The sequence below is a fragment of the Phenylobacterium sp. genome (assembly GCF_046291545.1).
Lineage (GTDB): Bacteria > Pseudomonadota > Alphaproteobacteria > Caulobacterales > Caulobacteraceae > Phenylobacterium.
In genome coordinates this window covers 56,670-73,958 of record NZ_JBKBSM010000008.1, presented here as the reverse complement: position 1 = coordinate 73,958, position 17,289 = coordinate 56,670, and the positions used below count along the sequence as shown (strand labels likewise).

17 protein-coding genes are annotated in these 17,289 nt (G+C 73.3%); 15 read left to right on the top strand and 2 right to left on the bottom strand.

Going from position 1 to position 17,289, the window contains the following annotated elements; all coding sequences use genetic code 11:
* Positions 1 to 12 precede the first annotated feature (12 nt).
* The 14 genes from ACK4YQ_RS15610 (at position 13) to ACK4YQ_RS15545 (ending at position 14,692) form a co-directional block, all read left to right on the top strand.
* Positions 13 to 804, top strand: a complete 792-nt coding sequence (locus ACK4YQ_RS15610) for a hypothetical protein (protein ID WP_409612487.1) — start codon at positions 13 to 15, stop codon at positions 802 to 804.
* Positions 801 to 2,126 carry a glycosyltransferase family 4 protein gene (locus ACK4YQ_RS15605; RefSeq protein WP_409612485.1) on the top strand — a complete coding sequence of 442 codons (1,326 nt, stop codon included), beginning with the start codon at positions 801 to 803 and terminating at the stop codon, positions 2,124 to 2,126. Before ACK4YQ_RS15610 ends, ACK4YQ_RS15605 begins: the two co-directional genes overlap by 4 nt.
* The gene (locus tag ACK4YQ_RS15600) at positions 2,123 to 3,103 is read left to right on the top strand and encodes a glycosyltransferase family 2 protein (protein WP_409612484.1); all 981 of its coding nucleotides are present in this window, start codon (positions 2,123 to 2,125) and stop codon (positions 3,101 to 3,103) included. Before ACK4YQ_RS15605 ends, ACK4YQ_RS15600 begins: the two co-directional genes overlap by 4 nt.
* Positions 3,100 to 4,050, top strand: a complete 951-nt coding sequence (locus tag ACK4YQ_RS15595; RefSeq protein WP_409612482.1) for a glycosyltransferase family 2 protein — start codon at positions 3,100 to 3,102, stop codon at positions 4,048 to 4,050. Before ACK4YQ_RS15600 ends, ACK4YQ_RS15595 begins: the two co-directional genes overlap by 4 nt.
* The gene (locus ACK4YQ_RS15590) at positions 4,047 to 4,811 is read left to right on the top strand and encodes a hypothetical protein (RefSeq protein WP_409612480.1); all 765 of its coding nucleotides are present in this window, start codon (positions 4,047 to 4,049) and stop codon (positions 4,809 to 4,811) included. The genes ACK4YQ_RS15595 and ACK4YQ_RS15590 overlap by 4 nt, the downstream gene beginning before the upstream one ends.
* Positions 4,801 to 5,853: a glycosyltransferase family 4 protein gene (locus ACK4YQ_RS15585; RefSeq protein ID WP_409612478.1), complete on the top strand. Its 1,053-nt coding sequence runs from the start codon at positions 4,801 to 4,803 to the stop codon at positions 5,851 to 5,853. The genes ACK4YQ_RS15590 and ACK4YQ_RS15585 overlap by 11 nt, the downstream gene beginning before the upstream one ends.
* A 5-nt stretch (positions 5,854 to 5,858) precedes the next feature.
* The gene (locus ACK4YQ_RS15580; protein WP_409612477.1) at positions 5,859 to 7,097 is read left to right on the top strand and encodes a glycosyltransferase; all 1,239 of its coding nucleotides are present in this window, start codon (positions 5,859 to 5,861) and stop codon (positions 7,095 to 7,097) included.
* Positions 7,094 to 8,380 (top strand): glycosyltransferase, encoded by a 1,287-nt coding sequence (locus ACK4YQ_RS15575; RefSeq protein WP_409612475.1) that lies wholly within the window; start codon positions 7,094 to 7,096, stop codon positions 8,378 to 8,380. Before ACK4YQ_RS15580 ends, ACK4YQ_RS15575 begins: the two co-directional genes overlap by 4 nt.
* A gap of 1 nt (position 8,381) precedes the next feature.
* Entirely contained in the window at positions 8,382 to 9,539 is a 1,158-nt protein-coding gene (locus ACK4YQ_RS15570) for a glycosyltransferase family 4 protein (RefSeq protein WP_409612473.1), read from the top strand.
* Positions 9,536 to 10,693, top strand: a complete 1,158-nt coding sequence (locus ACK4YQ_RS15565; protein ID WP_409612471.1) for a glycosyltransferase — start codon at positions 9,536 to 9,538, stop codon at positions 10,691 to 10,693. The genes ACK4YQ_RS15570 and ACK4YQ_RS15565 overlap by 4 nt, the downstream gene beginning before the upstream one ends.
* A gap of 3 nt (positions 10,694 to 10,696) precedes the next feature.
* Entirely contained in the window at positions 10,697 to 11,662 is a 966-nt protein-coding gene (locus ACK4YQ_RS15560) for a glycosyltransferase family 2 protein (RefSeq protein ID WP_409612469.1), read from the top strand.
* Between the two features lie 109 nt (positions 11,663 to 11,771).
* A complete protein-coding gene (locus ACK4YQ_RS15555; RefSeq protein ID WP_409612467.1) occupies positions 11,772 to 12,338 on the top strand; it encodes a WcaF family extracellular polysaccharide biosynthesis acetyltransferase in 567 nt (188 codons plus the stop codon).
* 15 nt (positions 12,339 to 12,353) lie between these two features.
* Complete coding sequence (locus tag ACK4YQ_RS15550) at positions 12,354 to 13,238, top strand: glycosyltransferase family 2 protein (RefSeq protein WP_409612466.1); 885 nt, start codon at positions 12,354 to 12,356, stop codon at positions 13,236 to 13,238.
* Positions 13,235 to 14,692 carry a hypothetical protein gene (locus tag ACK4YQ_RS15545; protein WP_409612464.1) on the top strand — a complete coding sequence of 486 codons (1,458 nt, stop codon included), beginning with the start codon at positions 13,235 to 13,237 and terminating at the stop codon, positions 14,690 to 14,692. The genes ACK4YQ_RS15550 and ACK4YQ_RS15545 overlap by 4 nt, the downstream gene beginning before the upstream one ends.
* A 49-nt stretch (positions 14,693 to 14,741) precedes the next feature.
* On the opposite strand, the gene ACK4YQ_RS15540 is transcribed toward ACK4YQ_RS15545, so the two are convergent.
* Positions 14,742 to 15,263 (bottom strand): transcription termination/antitermination protein NusG, encoded by a 522-nt coding sequence (locus tag ACK4YQ_RS15540; protein WP_409612462.1) that lies wholly within the window; start codon positions 15,261 to 15,263, stop codon positions 14,742 to 14,744.
* Between the two features lie 143 nt (positions 15,264 to 15,406).
* Here ACK4YQ_RS15540 and ACK4YQ_RS15535 point away from each other — a divergent pair, with 143 nt between their 5' ends.
* A complete protein-coding gene (locus ACK4YQ_RS15535; protein ID WP_409612460.1) occupies positions 15,407 to 16,090 on the top strand; it encodes an energy transducer TonB in 684 nt (227 codons plus the stop codon).
* A gap of 22 nt (positions 16,091 to 16,112) precedes the next feature.
* Here ACK4YQ_RS15535 and ACK4YQ_RS15530 read toward each other — a convergent pair whose 3' ends face one another.
* Positions 16,113 to 17,282, bottom strand: a complete 1,170-nt coding sequence (locus tag ACK4YQ_RS15530; protein WP_409612458.1) for an acyl-CoA dehydrogenase family protein — start codon at positions 17,280 to 17,282, stop codon at positions 16,113 to 16,115.
* Between the last annotated feature and the right edge of the window lie 7 nt (positions 17,283 to 17,289).

The following is a 17,289-nucleotide window of genomic DNA, read 5'->3' as shown; positions in this document are numbered from 1 at the left end:
ACAGGTCCACGCATGACGGCGACACATCCGATCCAGCTCCTTTGGGTGTCCGGCGACCTGCCCTGGTACGCCCGGGCTGCGATCGAATCCTTCGCCCGGCGTGGCCACGAGGTGGTGCTCTACACCTACGAGCCGCCGCGCGATGCGCCGCCCGGATGCCGCCTCGCCGACGCCGGCGAGATCCTGCACGCCGACAACATCTTCGGCTACAAGTCGGGCATCGTGAAAGGCTACCTCAGCGGCTTCGCCAACTGGTTCCGCTACGAGCTCCTGCTCCGGAAGGGCGGCTGGTGGGCCGACGCCGACATGATCTGCCTGGCCCCCTTCGACCCCGGGCCGGCGGACCACCTGTTCGCCTCGGTCTGGGAGCCCGACGCCCCGCGCTACGTGAACAACAACGTCATCTTCGTGGGCCGGCCGGGGTCGGAGCTGATGGCCGCCTGCGCCCGCCGCTGCCGCGAGCGCGGCGCGGACATCCGCCACGCCGAGACCGGTCCGGTCCTGCTCCACCAGATGGTCCAGCAGTTCGGCATGGGCGGCCTGGTCACCCCGCCCTCGGCCTACAATCCGGTGCAGTACCGCGACATCGACCTCTTCTTCCGCTCGCCGTCCAGGGTGCGCCTGGTGGCTGCGAGCCGCGTCCTGCGCGGCCTGCGTCCGGTGCGCCTGGGCCGTCGCAGCAAGGGTCTGCACCTCTATTCGGCGCTGCTCCCCAAGGACGCCCCGCAGCTCATGCGCGAGCGTCCGGACTGCCTCCTCAGCCGCGTGGTGCGGCGTCACGCCCCCGGCAGTCTCCCAGCTTGAAGCTGCACGTCTACACGCCTGAATTCCTTGGCTCCGGGGGCGGAGTGGCGACCTACTACAGGGGCCTCCTGCCGGCGCTGGCCGAGCTCGGCTGCCGGGTGCGGGTCACCGAGGGCGGCGCCGCACGGGCGGTCCCCGGCGGCGACCGGCGCAGCGTGGGCGGCGTCGAGGTCGAGGTCCTCGACCTGGAGCGCCTCGATCGCTGGCGGGCCCGCCTTCCGGCGCTCGACGCCGCCCCGCGCCTGCAGCGCGACCTCGCCGCCGCCTGGGCCATGTGGGAGCTGTCCGCAGGAGCCGGCGAGGCCGAGGTGGTCGAGGCCTGCGACTTCGGCCTCTCCTTCGTTCCGCCGATCCTCGCCGGCGGTCCGCCCGCCGTCGTCCAGATGCACGGCGGCGCAGGCCAGCTCGCCATCCACGATCCCCTGCGGGGCCGCGAGCTCGACGGCCTCCTGGCGCTCGCTGTCGAGACGGCCGTCCTGCCCGCCGCCGCCGCGGTCCAGACCCTCTCGGCGGCCAACGCCGCCTACTGGTCGGCCCAGTCCGCCCGGACCGTCAGCGTGCGCCGGCCGGCCTGGGCCCCCGGCCCCCGTGTCGAGCCCTCGCCCGGCGAGCGCCTCGTCGTCATCGGCCGGCTCCAGCGCTGGAAGGGCCCCCACGTCCTGTGCGAAGCCCTGCGCGCCCTCGGCCCGGGCGCCCCCGGCGTCGACTGGTACGGCCGCGACACCGAAATCGAACGCCCCGGCCGCCGCGTCTCCGCCTGGCTCGCGGAGCGCTATCCGGACATCTGGGGCGATCGCCTGCGCCGCCTGGACCCGATCCCCCCCGAGGCCGTCGCCGCGCGCCAGGCGAGCGCGCTTCTCAACATCGTTCCCTCCACCTGGGACGTCTTCAACCTGACGGCCGTGGAGGCCATGGCCTCCGGGCGTCCGCTGGTGATCTCCAACGGCGCCGGCGCCAGCGAGCTGGTGGCCGACGGCGAGACCGGCTTCGTCTACGCCGGCGACGATCCGGCCGCCCTGGCGCAGGCGATCGCCCGCGCCCTGTCGCTTCCCCCCGCGCGCCTCGCCGAGATCGGCGCGGCCGCCCGCGCCCAGGTGATCGAGGCCCTCGCCCCCGCGCGGATCGCCGCCGAGCGGATCGCCGCCTACGAGGCGGCGCGCACCGCCACGGCCGCCGCCCCGGTGGCGGACTTCGCCGCCCGCGTCTGCCGCCCCGCCGGTGCGGCCGCCGATCCCGACTTCGCCTTCCTGGAGGGCCACCCGCTCTCGGCCCTGGCGGCTCATGTCGCCCGGCGGGGGCTTGGCAAGGTGTTCGGCCGATGAGCGCCGCCGACCGCCTCGCCCTGCTGATCCCGGCCTACAACGCCACCCCCTGGCTGGAACGGCTGCTGGCCTCGGCCAAGGCCCAGACCCAGCCCTTCGACGAGATCTGGGTCTACGACGACTGCTCCAGCGACGGCACCGCCGAGCTCGCCGAGCGCCTGGGCGCGCGGGTGGTCCGCGGCGAGGTCAACCGCGGCTGCAGCGCCGGCAAGAATGTCCTGGCCCGCCGCACCACCGCCCCCTGGGTCCACTTCCACGACGCCGACGACGAACTCCTGCCCGGCTTCGTCGCCCTGGCCCGCCGCTGGATGGCCGCCGACGCCGCCGACGTGGTGCTGTTCCCCTACGAGGAGCGCGACGACCGCACGGGCGAGCACATCGCCTGGCGCCGGTTCGACCCGGCGGACCTCGCCGCCGATCCGCGCTCCTACGCCCTTCGCGAACAGATCAACCCGTTCTGCGGCCTCTATCGTCGCGAGGCGTTCCTGGCGGCCGGCGGACACGACGAGGACCCCCTGGTGCTCTACAACGAGGATGTCGCCGTCCACGTGCGCCTGGCCTTCGCCGGCCTCGTCTTCGCCGCCGAGACCGAGGTCGCGATCGTCAATCACCGGCGGCTGGACTCGATGTCTGCGGCCAATGCGATGAAGTGCGTCCAGGCCCAGTACAACGTCATGCGCAAGGCCCTGGAGCTGCCCGGCGCGCAGGCCTACCACCGCGAGATCGCCTCGCGCCTGTGGCGCAACGCCGGTCTCCTCGCCGCCCACCTGGACTGGGAGACCGCCGACCGCGCCGCCGCCCTCGCCGCTCGCCTCGCGCCGCCGGCGCCCGCTGACGGCTCGGCCCTGTTCCGGGCCCTGGCGTCCATCTCGCCCGCAGGGGCGCTTCGAGTGCGCGAAGCGCTGATCCGCCTCGCCCGCCCCGACGCGCGGGCCGGCTATCCGCGCCGCGCCGCCCTTGCCGGAGCCCGTCCGTGACCGCCCCCCGCGTCTCGGTCCTGATCCCCTGCTACAACGCCGAAGCCTATGTGGCGCAGACCCTGGAGAGCGTCTTCGCCCAGACCTGGCCGAACATCGAGGTCGTGGTCGTCGACGACGGCTCCACCGACGCCAGCGCCGCCGTCGTCGCCGCCATGGCCCGCCCGAACCTGACTCTCGTGCGCCAGGACAACCGCGGCCAGACCGCCGCCCTCAATGTCGCCCTGGCCCACGCCGGCGGCGACTTCGTCCAGTACCTGGACGCCGACGACCTGATCGACCCGGAGAAGATCGCCGTGCAGATGGCCCGGCTGCAGGGCCGCCCCCGCAGCGTGGCGTCGGCCCGCTGGGGCCGCTTCTACGGCGCGCCGCAGGACACGCGCTTCGAGGAGGAGGCCGCCGTCCAGCGCGACCTGGCGCCCCTCGACTGGCTCGCCGCCTCCCGCGCCGGGGGGCTCGGCATGATGTTCCCGGCCCTTTGGCTGATCCCCATGCCGCTGGTGCGCGAGGCCGGCCCCTGGAACGAGCGCCTGACCCTCAACAACGACGCCGAGTACTTCACCCGCCTCCTGCTGACGGCCGACCAGGTGCTCTATTGCCCCGAGGCCCGCTGCCGCTACCGCTCCGGCCTCGTCGGCAACCTCTCGGGGCGCAAGGGCCCGGCCCACTGGCGTTCGCAGTTCGCCGTGATCGACCTGTGCGAGGGCTATGTCCTGGCGCGGGAGGACAGCGAACGGATGCGCCGCGGCTTCGCCCTGTCCTGGCAGCATCTGGCCCACGCCAGCCACCCCTACGCCCCGGACGTCGCGCGCCAGGCGCTGGAGCGGGCCAGGCGCCTCCACGCCGTGCGCATCCGCCCCGGGGGCGGGCCGTCCTTCCGCCTCCTGTCCCGACTGATCGGCTGGCGCGCGGCGCGCCGGCTCCAGGTCCTGAGCGGACGGCCATGAGCGGGCGGCGCATCTTCCTCGACGTCGGCGGCTACGTCGGCCACAGCGTCCTGGCCGGGCTCGACCCGATCTTCGCCTTCGACCGCGTCTACAGCTTCGAGCCGGTGCGCGCCCTCGCCGACCGCATCGCCCAGATCGCCGACCCCCGGCTGCACGTCGTCGTCGCCTGCCTGTCCAAGGGCCATGGCGCGGTCCAGCTCTTCAACCCCGGCTCCCTGGCCGGCAGCGTCTTCCCCGACGCCCCGGAATACGGCGGCGCTGCCCCGCCCCAGACCGTCGACAAGCTCGACGCCGGCGCCTTCCTGGCGGCCTTCACCGGGCCGGACGACAGGATCTGGATGAAGCTGAACTGCGAGGGCTCGGAGATCGACGTCCTGGAGAGCATCCTCGACGGCGGTCTTTCCGGCCGGCTCAGCGGCGTGCTCGTCGACTTCGACGCCCTGAAGATCCCCTCGCAGCGCCACCGGGTGGCGCCCATGGTCGCCCGCCTCGACGCGGCCGGCGTCCCCTATCTGACCCCCGAACAGTGCCAATACGGCATGGTGACCAACTACGGCGGCGTGCGGAACTGGCTGCTGATGGCCGGGGCGCGGCTGCCCGGCGCCGGCCGCGCGGCCGCCTCCCTGGCCTACAACGCCGCCATGATGCGCAGGCCCGACGTCAACGGCTATCACAAGATGCGCATCCTCAAGGCCGCGCCGATCCTCGCGCCGCTGGCCCGCTCGCGCCGCGACGCTCCGGGAGACGGCCGTGAGCCCTGACGCCGGCGCGCCCCTGCGCATCGCCCTCACCGCCGACCCGGAGCTGCCCGTGCCCCCGCGGCTCTACGGCGGCATCGAGCGCGTCATCGACATGCTCGCCCGCGGCCTCGTCGCCCGCGGCCATCACGTCACCCTCTTCGCCCATCCGGATTCGGCCTCGGCCGGCGACCTGCGCCCCTGGCCCGGGCGCGACAGCCGCTCGCGCCTGGACACCGTGCGCAACGGCCTGGCCCTCGCCGGCGGCGTGCTCGGCGGCCGCTTCGACCTCGTCCACAGCTTCTCGCGCATCGCCTATCTGACGCCGATCCTGCCGGCGCCGATCCCAAAGCTGATGACCTACCAGCGCGAGATCAGCCCCCGCACCGTGGGCCTGGGCCACGCCCTCTCCGGCGGCGCCCTCGAATTCTGCGCCATCAGCGACTGGATGAGCGCCCACGTCCGCCACATCGGGACCTGGCATATGGTGCCCAACGGCGTGCCGCTGGAGACCTACGACTTCAAGGCCCAGGCCGCCCCCGACGCGCCCCTGGTGTTCCTGGGCCGCATCGAGGAGATCAAGGGCCCGCACCTGGCCATCGAGGCGGCCCGCCGCGCCGGCGCGCGCCTGGTGATCGCAGGCAACATCCCCGAGCCCCATCGCGCCTGGTACGAGGCCCACGTGGCCCCGCACGTCGACGGCGAGCAAATCCGCTACGTCGGCCCGGTGGACGACGCCGCCAAGAACGCCCTGCTGGGCCAGGCCCGCGCCTTCCTGATGCCGATCCTGTGGGAGGAGCCCTTCGGCATCGTCATGGCCGAGGCGCTGGCCTGCGGCACGCCCGTCCTGGGCTTGCGCCGCGGCGCCGTGCCCGAGGTGGTGGACGACGGGGTCACCGGCTTCGTGCGTGACGACCTCGACGGCCTGGTGGAGTCCATCGGCCGCCTGGACGAGATAGACCGCGCCGCCTGCCGCGCCGCCGTCGAGGCCCGCTACAGCGCCGATGCGGTGGTCGAGGGCTATCTTGGCGTCTATCGCGACATGCTGGCCCGCCGCCGCGCCTGACCGCCATGGCCCGCATCTGCCTGATCACCCCGGGGCACCTTTCGACCAACCCGCGCCTGGTCAAGGAAGCCGACGCCCTGGCCGCCGCGGGCCACGACGTCCACGTGGTCGCCTGCCGCTACAGCGCCTGGGGCGAGGCCGCCGACGCCGCCTTCGCCGCCCGCCCCTGGAGCCGGTCCGCCCCGGTCCCTTTCGGCCCCCGCGCCCCGCTGCCCCGGCGCCTGGCGCAGAAGGCGCGTCGGAGCCTCTGGCGCGCCCGCCTGAAGGCCGGCCACTCCCCCCCGCCGGCCGCGCTCGCCGCCGCCCTTCATGACGCCTCGGCCGGCCTCGCCGCCGCCGCCGAGGCGGTCCCGGCGGACCTCTACGTGGCGCACTACGTCGCCGCCCTGCCGGCGGCCGCTCGGGCCGCCGCCCGCCATGGCGCCCGCTACGCCTTCGACGCCGAGGACTTCCACACTGGCGACCTGCCCGACCGGCCCGAACACGCCTTCGAGCGCGACCTGATCGGCCGCATCGAGGCCGCCCTCCTGCCGGGATGCGCCTACCTCACGGCGGCCTCCCCGGGCATCGCAGAGGCATACGCCCGGGCCTATGGGGTCGCCCGTCCGCAGGTGGTTCTCAACGTCTTCCCTACGGCGGAAGCGCCGCCGTCGCCCAGCCCGCAGGGCGGCGCCGATCCCGGCCCGTCGGTCTACTGGTTCTCCCAGACCATCGGCCCCGACCGCGGCCTCGAATGCGCCGTCCGCGCCCTGCCGCTCGCCGCCTCGCGCCCGCACCTCCACCTGCGCGGCCTGCCCGCCGCGGGCTACGCCGAGGCGCTTCAGGCCCTCGCCCGCGAACAGGGCGTCGCCGATCGCCTGCACCTGCTGTCGCCTGCCCCGCCGGACCGGATGGTCGGCCTCGCCGCCGCCTTCGACCTCGGCCTTGTCGGCGAAACCGGCGTCACAACCAACCGCCGCATCGCCTTGACCAACAAGCAGTTCACCTACCTCCTTGCCGGCGTGCCGAGCCTCCTGAGCGACATTCCCGCCCACCGCGACTTCGCCGCCGAGGCGCCCGGCGCGGCCGTCCTCTATCCGGCTGACGATCCGGCGGGCCTCGCCGCGGCCATGGACGCCCTGCTCCTCGACCCGGCGAGCCTGGCCAGGGCCCGCTCCGCCGCCTTCGCGCTCGGCCGCGACCGCTTCAACTGGGAGATCGAGCAGTCGCGGCTGCTGGCCGCAGTGGAGGCCGCCCTCCCGTGAGCGATCCGCGCACCGTCCTGATCGTCTCGCCGCACTTTCCGCCCTCCACCCTGGCTGGGGTCCACCGGGCGCGGCACCTGGCCAAGCACCTGCCCGCCCACGGCTGGCGTCCGATCGTTGTCTGCGTCGACGAGCGCTTCCACACCGAGACCCTGGACCCGGACCTGGCCGCCCTCGTCCCGTCCGCCGTCCGCATCGTAAAGACCGGCGCCCTGCCCGCCGACCTCACCCGCAAGGCCGGGGTCGGCGACATCGGCCTGCGGGGCTACGGCGGCCTCAGGGCCGCCCTGGCCCGCCTGATCCCCCAGGAACGGCCGGCGGCGGTGATGATCACCGGAGCGCCCTTCTATCCCATGCTGCTGGCCGGCTGGGTGCGCGCCCGGTTCGGCGTGCCCGTCGTCCTCGACTTCCAGGACCCCTGGGTCTCGGCCTGGGGCGCCAGCCGCAAACCCTTCACCAAGGCCTGGGCCGCGCACCGGCTCGCCCGGCTGCTTGAGCCCCGCGCCGTGCGCGCGGCGTCCTTCGTCACCTCGGTGTCCGACACCCAGAACGCGCAGATGGCCGAGCGCTACCCCTGGCTGGACAGAAGCCGCATGGCCGCCATCCCGATCGGCGGCGACCCGGAGGACTTCGTGGCCCTGCGCCGCAGCCCGCGGGTCGGCGGCGACGTCCCCCTCGATCCGGGCCGCCTGGAGTTCAGCTACGTCGGCGCCTTCCTGCCCCGCGCCGCGCCCCTGGCCGAGGTTCTGTTCCGCGCCGTGGCTCGTCTTGCACGTGAAGAGCCCGAGCTATCCGCCCGGCTTCGCTTGAACTTCATCGGGTCGAGCAACCAGCCGGACGACCGCACCACCTACCGGGTGGCGCCCCTCGCGGAGCGCGCCGGCGTCGCCCGCGTGGTCCGTGAGATTCCCCAGCGGATCCCCTTCCTCCAGGCCCTGGCGACCCTGGCCAACTCCCACGCCGTCCTGATGATCGGCTCCGACGAGCCGCACTACACCGCCTCCAAGATCTATCCGGGCATGATGTCGGGGCGGCCGTTTCTTTCCCTGTTCCACGCCGCCAGCAGCTCGCACCGCATCCTCACCGCCGCCGGGGGCGGCGCGGCCCTGGCCTTCGAGACGCCAGAGCAGCTCGCCGCCCTGGAGGCGCCGCTGGCCCAGGCGCTCGCCCGCCTCGCCCGCGATCCGGCGAGCTTCGGGGCGGTCGATCCGGCGGCCTATGCGCCCTACGAGGCCCGCGCCGTGGCCGGCCGCTTCGCCGACGTCTTCGATCGCGTGAGCTGACATGCGGCTGGCCGTCGTCACCTCCCATCCGATCCAGTACTACGCGCCGCTCTTCCGCACCCTGGCCGAGCGCCTCGACCTGCACGTGTTCTTCGCCCACCGCGCCACGCCCGAGCAGCAGGCCGCCGCCGGCTTCGGCACGGCGTTCGACTGGGACGTCGACCTCGCCAGCGGCTACGCCCACAGCTTCCTGAGGAACGTCGCCGCCGACCCGGGCCCGCATCACTTCGCCGGCTGCGACACGCCCGAGGTCGGCGCCCGCCTCGCCGAGGGCCGCTTCGACGCCGTCCTGCTCCTGGGCTGGCACCTGAAATCGCTCCTGCAGGCGCTGCTGGCGGCCAAGCGCCAGGGCCTGCCGGCGATGGTCCGCGGCGACAGCCAGCTCCAGACGCCTCGCTCGCCGCTCAAGCGCCTGGTCAAGGAGGCGGCCTATCCGGTGTTCCTGCGCCGGTTCGATGCGGCGCTCTACGTCGGCGCCCGCTCGCGGGCCTACTACGAACACTACCGCTATCCGGCCGAGCGCCTGTTCTTTTCGCCCCACTGCGTGGACAACGCCTTCTTCGCCGAGCGGGCGACGCCGCAGGCCCGCGCCGACCTGCGCGCCCGCCTCGGCGTCGCGCCGCAGACGCCCCTCGTCCTGTTCGCCGGCAAGCTGATCGACGTCAAGCGGCCCCTGGACGTCGTCGAGGCGGTCGCTCGCCTGCGCGCCCAGGGCGTCCCGGCCGAGGTGATGGTCGCCGGTTCGGGCGCGCTGGAGGGGCCGATGCGCGAGCGCGCGGCCCGGCTCGCCACGCCCCTGCATCTGCTGGGCTTCCAGAACCAGTCCGCCATGCCGGCGGTGTACGGGGCCTCGGATGTGCTGGTCCTCCCCTCGGCGAGCGAAACCTGGGGCCTGGTGTGCAACGAGGCCCTGGCCTGCGGGCGTCCGATCGTCGTCTCCAGCGGGGTCGGATGCGCCGAGGACCTGGCCGGCGAGGGCCCCGCCGGCCGCGTCTATCCGGTGGGCGAGGTCCCAGCCCTCGCGGACGCCCTCGGGGCGACGTTCGCCGGGCCGCCCGCCGCGGCCGCCGCCGTGGAACGCGCCGCCCGCTACAGCCTCGCCGCCGCCGCCGACGGCGTGCTGGCGGCGGTCCGCGCCGTCGGCCGTTCGCGCCCATGAGGATCGCCCACGTCCTGGCCGGCGTCGGCGAGGCCACGGCGGGTCCCTCGCACAGCGTGCCCGCTCTCTGCCGAGGCCTGGCGGACCTCGGCGCGGATGTGGAGCTGCACAGCGTCGCCGGCTGGCGCGGCCCCGCGCGCGAAGACCTGGCCTTCGCGCCCATCCTGCACCGCCAGGATCAGCCCCGGACGCCGATCCTCGGCCGGCTCTGCCTGTCCTCGGATCTGCGCCGGGCGCTGGAGCGCGCCCGCCCGCCCTTCGACGTGCTGCACGGCCACGGGCTGTGGCTTGCGCCCAACCTCTATCCGGCGTGGGCCGCCCGCCGCACCGGCGCGAAGCTCGTGATCTCGCCGCGCGGCATGCTCGGCTCGGCGGCCCTCAGCTTCTCGGCGGGCCGAAAGGCGCTCGCATGGCGCCTGGCCCAGGGTCCAGCCGCCCGGGCCGCCGCCCTGTTCCACGCCACCGGCGAAGCCGAGGCCGAGGAGATTCGCGCCGCGGGGCTTGCCGCGCCGATCGCCGTGATCCCCAACGGGGTGGACCTGCCGCCGCCGCGCCCCGCGGAGGCGAGGCGTGACGGCCCGCGCACCGTGCTGTCCCTTGGCCGCGTCCACCCGAAGAAGGGGCTGGACCGCCTCTTGCGGGCCTGGGCCGCGGTCGAGGCCAGCCACCCCGACTGGCGACTGCGCATCGTGGGCCCCAGCGAACTGGGCCACGGCGCCGAGCTCGCCGCCCTCGCCGCCCGCCTCGGCCTGGCCCACGCGACCCTCGAGGACGCCCTGGTCGGCGAGGCCAAGGCCGCCGCCCTCGCCGAGGCCGACCTCTTCGTCCTGCCGACCCTCAACGAGAACTTCGCCATGACGGTCGCAGAGGCGCTGGCCGCCGGCGCGCCGGTCATCTCGACCCGGGGCGCGCCCTGGTCGGGGCTGGAGGCCGAGCGCTGCGGCTGGTGGATCGACCATGGCCCCGAGCCCATGGCCGCGGCGCTTGCGGCCGCCATGGCCCTGCCGCCGGCCGAACGCGCCGCGATGGGCGAGCGCGGCCGCGCCTGGATGGCCCGCGACTTCTCCTGGGCCAAGGTCGCCTCGGACATGCTGCAGGCCTATCAGTGGCTGGCGGGCGCCGGTCCCCGCCCCGCAACCGTAAGGACGGACTAGGCCGTGCCGTCCTCCGCGCCCCCCGCGATCGACGTGATCCTGTCGACCTACAACGGCGCGGACTATGTGCGCGCGGCGGTGGACTCGGTCCTGGGCCAGACGTTCGAAGACTTCCGCCTGCACATCGTCGACGACGCCTCGCGCGATTCCACCTGGGATCTCGTCGCCGCCTACGACGATCCGCGGATCGTGCGCGCGCGCAACCCGCGCAACCTGGGGCTGTTCGCGAACATCAACCGACTGGCGGCCGCATCCGCCGCCCCCTTGGTCAAGTTGCTCGGCCAGGACGACGTGCTCGAGCCGGAATGCCTGGCCCGCGGCCACGCCTTCCACCTCGCCCATCCGCAGGTCGGCTACTTCTGGTGCTACAGCCGCTATATCGACGAGCGTGGGGCCTTCGTCGGCGGCGACGACCTCAGCCACGCCACCGGGCCGCTCGACGGCCAGGAGGCGGCGCTCAGCGCCCTCAGGTGGGGCTGCCTGTCGGCCAACATCTCGAACATGTTCCTTACCCGCCAGGCCCTGCGCGCGGCCGGCCCGTTCCGAGAAGACATCATGTCGGCGGACTTCGAGATGATGACCCGCGTCCAGCGCACCCACCAGCTCGCGCGCCTCGTCGAGCCGCTGGCCCGCATCCGCAAGCACGCCGGCCAGTGGAGCTCCGACCTCCACGCCATGGAAAACCAGATCGCCGGCAACTGCGCGGCCTTCCGCAACGTCCTGGACCACGCGGTCGTCGAGGCGGGCCTCGTCTCCCCGGCCCTTGCGCGCCGGACCCTGCTCGAGCGCCTGGCGCGCTACGAGTTCGACTGGACGGTCAAGGCCCTGGTCAAGACGGGGCAGGTCGGCGGCTTCTGGCGATCCGTCGCGCGTATGTCCAGGCTCGCGCCGCTGGCGCAGCTCGCCCCGGCCTGGGGCTGGGCCCGGCTGCAGCGGACGCTCGCCCGCGCCGGCGGCGCAAGGCCCTGATCCGCGCGCCCGCGCCCCGCGCATTGCCCGCGCCGTGGCCCCGGTTTATGCCATGGCGAGCGGCCTGCGCGGGCCGCCCGCCTCAGCCCTCAAGGCCTCTTCCTCCGCGATGACGTCCCCGCCGGTCCTCGACATCGCCGCCAACCGGCAGGCGCAGAAGTGGTCCGCCCCGGCGCTCGCCGGCCGCCTCGCCTGGGCGATCGCCCAGCCCGTCTTCGCCCTCAGCCCGCGGCCGCTGTGGGGCTGGCGCGTCCTGCTCCTGCGCCTCTTCGGCGCGCGGATCGGCCGTGAGGTGCACGTGCATCCCACCGTGCGCATCGCCGTGCCCTGGAACCTTCAGATCGGCGACTTCTCCGCCATCGGCGACCGGGCGGTGCTCTACAGCCTGGGCCTCATCCGCATCGGCCGCGCCGTCACCGTCTCCCAGCATGCGCACCTGTGCGCGGGCACGCATGACCATCGGCTGGCGAGCTTTCCCCTGGTCAAGACGCCCATCGAGATCGGCGACGGCGCATGGATCGCGGCCGACGCCTTCGTCGGACCCGGCGTCACGGTGGGCGACTACGCGATCGTCGGCGCCCGGGGCGTGGCGGTGCGCGATGTGGAGCCCTGGACCATCGTGGCGGGCAATCCGGCCAGGGTGGTGGGTCGCCGGCCTGTCCCCCAGGACGCCTGAGCCGTGGCCAGCCCCATGTCGCCAGCGTCCTCCAGCGCCCTGCCCCTGACGATCGTCGTTCCGGTGAAGAACGAGGCGAGCAACCTGCCCGCCTGCCTCGCCTCCCTGCCGCCCGTCCGCGAAGTGCTGGTGGTGGATTCGGGCAGCGTCGACCGGACCGCCGAGATCGCGCGGGAGTTCGGCGCCAGGGTGATCGACTTTCAGTGGAACGGCCGGTTCCCCAAGAAGCGCAACTGGGTGCTGGAAACCTACGCCTTCGGCTCGCCCTGGGTGCTGTTCCTGGACGCCGACGAGCGCCTGACCCCGGAGTTCAACGCCGCGCTTTCGGCGGCCCTCGCCCGCCGCGAGGTCGCGGGTTACTGGCTCAACTACACCAACTGGTTCATGGGCCGGCGCCTGCGGCACGGGGTGCGGCAGCGCAAGCTGGCGCTGTTCCGCATCGGCGCCGGCGCCTACGAGCGGATCGAGGATTCCAACTGGAGCGCCCTCGACATGGAGGTCCACGAGCATCCCCAGCTCGAAGGTCGCGTCGAGGAGATTCCCCAGCCCATCGAGCACAACGATTTCCGCGGGCTGCACCACTACCTGGCGCGGCACAACGAGTACTCCACCTGGGAAGCCCGCCGTTACGCCGCCCTGGCCGGCGACCCTGAGGCGCTCGCCCGGCTGACGCCGCGCCAGCGGGCCAAGTACCGCAACCTGACCCGCTGGTGGTTCTGCCTGGCCTATTTCCTCACCAACTACGTCCTGCGCCTGGGGATGCTCGACGGCGGCCCCGGTCTCGCCCATTCCCTGCTCAAGGCGAGCTACTTCATTGAAGTCCGGCTCAAGATCCTGGAACTTCGGCAGCAGGCGGGCGCCGGCCCCGGCGCTCGGGACGTCGAGGGACGGCGATCGTGAGCAAGGCCAACGCGCCGAGCCGGATCTGGCTCGCCAAGCTGACCGTGTCGGCGATCATCGTCGCCTTCACCGTCGTCGGCGCGGTCGGCAGTCCCACGCCCTATCCGCTGATCGCCTCCGGCGCGGCGCTGGTGCTGATCATCGCCCTGCTCTGGCCGGTCAACGGCCTGCCGATCCTGCTGCTGCCGGCGGTCTACCAGTGGTCGGTGGTGGCGGTGAAGCCGATCCAGAGCGCCATCGAGCACGTCCCCCTGAACGCGCTGTCCTCCTTCGGCGGGGACCTGGGGCGCGCGTCCTACTTCGCCCTGGCCGCCATCTGCGCGATGGCCCTGGGCATGAAGGTCGGCATCGGGCGCCTGGGCAAGGACCAGAACCGCGCCCTGGCCCAGGAGGCGGCGGCCTGGCCCCAGCGCCAGGTGCTGGCCATCACCGTGACCACCATCCTGCTGGGACACGCCCTCGACATCGCTTCGCCCTACACCGGCCCCGCCCGCCAGGTCTTCCTGGCGCTGGGCGGGCTTCGGTACGCCGGTCTCTTTGCCCTCACCTACTGGTGCCTGGTGCGGAAGCAGGCCTACGGCGTCCTGGCCCTCGTGCTGCTGGTGGAGATCGTCAGCGGCATGACCGGCTTCTTCGCCGACTTCCGGGGGGCCGTGCTGACGGTGGCCGTGGCCGCCCTGTGCGCCCGGCCGTCCCTGCGCCTGGGCAACCTCCTGACCATGGCGGTGATCGGCGGCGTGGTGCTTTCCGTGGCGGTGTTCTGGTCCGCCGTGAAGGCCGACTACCGCAACTTCGTCAATCTCGGCACCGGCGCCCAGGTCGTCTCGGTGCCGATCACCGCCCGCCTGGACTATCTGTCCGAGGCCCTCGACGAATACGACGCCCAGCAGTTCAACTACGGCCTGACGCGGCTCCTCAGCCGGCACAGCTACATCGACTTCCTGGCCAACACCCTCTCCTACGTGCCGCGCATCGTGGCGCACGAGGACGGGGGACGCCTGGGCAAGTCGCTCCTGCACATAGTCACGCCGCGGATCTTCTTCCCGAACAAGCCGCCCACGCCCAACGACGCCCAGGTCACCGCCCACTACACCGGCCTGCCCACGGCTAACAACCCGAACGCCTCGATCAGCATCGGCTACGTCGGCGAGTTCTACATCGACTTCGGCTACGTCGGGGCCGTCGTCGCCTGCTTCGTCATGGGCTGGTTCTACGGCTGGGGCTGCCGCTTCATCCTGACCAAGGGCCTCGGCTCGCGCCTGTTCCTCTACGGCCTGTGCGTGATGACGAGCCTGACGATGTCCAGCTTCGAGACCGCTCTGATCAAGCTCATCGGCGGCGTGGTGACCAGCTTCGCAGCCGCCTTCGTCATCAGCCGGTTCGTCCTGCCGCACCTGGCGCCGCGCCTGCGCGGCGCACGTCGCGTCCGCGCGGCCGCCCCCGTCCGGACCTAGCCCGCTCGATCCCCTCGAGGCGCTCGGGCGCCCGCGCCCCTTGAGGCGCTCAGGCGCCGGCGATCGTCTCGCGCCCAACCTCGACGCCGAGTTCGCGGTTCATGAGGTCCAGGAGCACGCGCACCCGGTCCGGGCCGCGGAGCTGGTCTATCACGCCGAACTGCCCGGCGAAGGGCCCCGCCAGCACGCTCACCGCGTCCCCCGGGCCAAGGCCGCGGCTGAGGTCGAGAAGCCCGCGCGCGTCGGCCTGGGCCTTCAGGGCCTCGACCAGGCCCCGCGGCGCCGGCAGCGGCCGCTCCCGGGCCATGACCAGGCGCACGACGCCGATGGTCGAATTCACGGCGCGCCAGCGGTCGCGCTCCAGGTCCAGCTCCACGAACAGATAGCCGGGGAAATAGGCGCCCGCCCGCGTCTCGATCTTGCGGGCATGGCGCACGGTGCGCAGGCTGAGCGGCAGGAACGTCGTGAAGTCCTGGCGGCGAAGCTGGGCCTCGGCCGCCGCCTCGCGCCCTGTTTTGGCGTGGACCAGATACCAGCGCGCACCTGGCCGTGCGGAACCCCCGACGTCCATGACCGCCAGCATAGCCGTACGCCCGCCCCTCTCAACGGAAAACCGCCGTCGTGCGCACGACAAAGTGACGTAGCGTCAATTTACGGCGACGCCTGATCGTGAGAGCGTGTTTCAACACTGCAACACAACTATGGGAGGTCGCCTTGGTCGTTCGTCAGTTTCTGCCCGCCTACGGACCAGCGCCCGCCGGCCGGCCGGCGCCTTCCGGCCTGGCTTGGGCCATCGGCGTTTCCGTGGCCCTCCACCTGGGCGCGGCGGCGTTCGTGATCACCCAGCGGGTCCAGCCCCCGCCAGCCTTGCCGCCGCCCGCCGAACGGATCGTCGACGTGCAGATGTGGACGCCGCCCAGGGTCCAACCGAACCGCCCGCCGCCGCCCCCGACCATCTCGCCCCGCGGGCCGATCGGGACCGACACGCCGATTCCGCCGATCGAGGTTGCGCCGGCCCCGGCGCCCGCCCCGGCGCCGCTTGCGCCGCTGAACCTCGGGCCGTCGGCCGAGATCGAGCTCGCGCCGCCCGCCTCGCCGCCGCACATCGACCGCCCGGCCTGGCTGCGCAAACCCGGCCCGCGGGAGTTCGCCCGCTTCTATCCGGACGCCGCCGCCCGCGCGGGCGTCGAGGGCGGCGCGACCCTGAGCTGCGCGGTGGCGATAGACGGCGCGCTGCGCGACTGCCGGGTCGTCGCCGAGTCCCCCGGCGACCGCGGGTTCGGCGCGGCGGCGCTGAAGCTGTCGCGCTACTTCCGCATGAGCCCGCAGACCGTCGACGGCCGTCCCGTCGACGGCGCCAGCGTGAGCATTCCGATCAGCTTCAGGCTGGCCGACTAGGGCGCTGCCCGCGCTTGCGCCGTCAGTAGCTCTTGGGCAGCCCGAGCACCCGCTCGGCGATGTAGTTCAGCACCATCTCCCGGCTGATGGGGGCCAGCCGGGCGATCATCGCCTCGCGGAAATAGCGCTCGACGTCGTACTCCTTGGCGTAGCCCATGCCGCCGTGCGCCATGACCGCCGCCTCGCAGGCGTTGAACCCGGCCTCCCCGCCCAGGAACTTGGCGGCGTTGGCCTCCGCGCCGCACTCGCGGCCGGCGTCGTACAGGGCGGCGGCCTTGAACGCCAGCAGGTTGGCCGCTTCCAGTTCCGCCCAGCACCGGGCCAGCGGATGGGCCACCCCCTGGTTCTGGCCGATCGGACGGCCGAAGACGACGCGCTCCTTGGCGTAGGCGACGGCGCGGGCGAGCGCCGCGCGGCCCAGGCCCACCGCCTCGGCGCCGAACAGCACCCGCTCGGGGTTCAGCCCCTCCAGAAGGTAGTAGAACCCGCGGCCCTCCTCGCCGATCAGGGCCTCGGGGGGCGCTTCGAGATGGTCGATGAAGACGGCGTTCGACTCCACCGCTTTGCGGCCCATCTTCGGGATCGGCTTGGCCTCGATCCGCGAGCGGTCGAAGTCGACGTAGAACAGCGACAGCCCCTGCGCCGGCTTCTTCACCTGGTCCCGGGGCGTGGTGCGGGCGATGATCAGCATCTTGTTCGCCCGCTGGGCGCTGGTCGTCCAGATCTTGCGGCCGTTGATCACCCAGCCCCTGTCTGTGCGCTCGGCCCGGGTGGTCAGGCTGGTGGTGTCCAGCCCCGCGTCCGGCTCGGTGATGCCGATGCACATCTTGTCTTCGCCGGAGATGATCCGCGGGATGTAGCGGCGCTTCTGCTCGTCCGTCGCGAACTTGGCGATCGGCATAGGCCCGAAGATGTTCAGGTGGATGGCGCTGGCGCCGGTGAAGCCCGCGCCGGACTCCGCAACCGCTTGCATCATCACCGCCGCTTCGGTCAGGCCGAGCCCCGCCCCGCCCAGCTCGACCGGCATGGCGGTGCCCAGCCAGCCGCCCGCGGCCATGGCCGCGACGAAGGCCTCCGGGAACTCGCCGGTCTCGTCCGTGCGCCGCCAGTAGTCGGCGTCGAAGCCGGCGCAAAGGCGCGCGACGCTTTCGCGGATCGCCTCCTGGTCCTGGCTGAGGCCAAATCCGTCCATCCTTCCC

Excerpts from the sequence above, each read along its gene's own strand:
- ACK4YQ_RS15565 (WP_409612471.1), top strand. The coding sequence starts at position 9,536 with ATGAGGATCGCCCACGTCCTGGCCGGCGTCGGCGAGGCCACGGCGGGT.
- ACK4YQ_RS15540 (WP_409612462.1), bottom strand. The coding sequence starts at position 15,263 with ATGGACGTCGGGGGTTCCGCACGGCCAGGTGCGCGCTGGTATCTGGTC.
- ACK4YQ_RS15580 (WP_409612477.1), top strand. The coding sequence starts at position 5,859 with ATGGCCCGCATCTGCCTGATCACCCCGGGGCACCTTTCGACCAACCCG.
- ACK4YQ_RS15570 (WP_409612473.1), top strand. The coding sequence starts at position 8,382 with ATGCGGCTGGCCGTCGTCACCTCCCATCCGATCCAGTACTACGCGCCG.
- ACK4YQ_RS15600 (WP_409612484.1), top strand. The coding sequence starts at position 2,123 with ATGAGCGCCGCCGACCGCCTCGCCCTGCTGATCCCGGCCTACAACGCC.
- ACK4YQ_RS15590 (WP_409612480.1), top strand. The coding sequence starts at position 4,047 with ATGAGCGGGCGGCGCATCTTCCTCGACGTCGGCGGCTACGTCGGCCAC.
- ACK4YQ_RS15550 (WP_409612466.1), top strand. The coding sequence starts at position 12,354 with ATGTCGCCAGCGTCCTCCAGCGCCCTGCCCCTGACGATCGTCGTTCCG.
- ACK4YQ_RS15610 (WP_409612487.1), top strand. The coding sequence starts at position 13 with ATGACGGCGACACATCCGATCCAGCTCCTTTGGGTGTCCGGCGACCTG.
- ACK4YQ_RS15530 (WP_409612458.1), bottom strand. The coding sequence starts at position 17,282 with ATGGACGGATTTGGCCTCAGCCAGGACCAGGAGGCGATCCGCGAAAGC.
- ACK4YQ_RS15555 (WP_409612467.1), top strand. The coding sequence starts at position 11,772 with ATGACGTCCCCGCCGGTCCTCGACATCGCCGCCAACCGGCAGGCGCAG.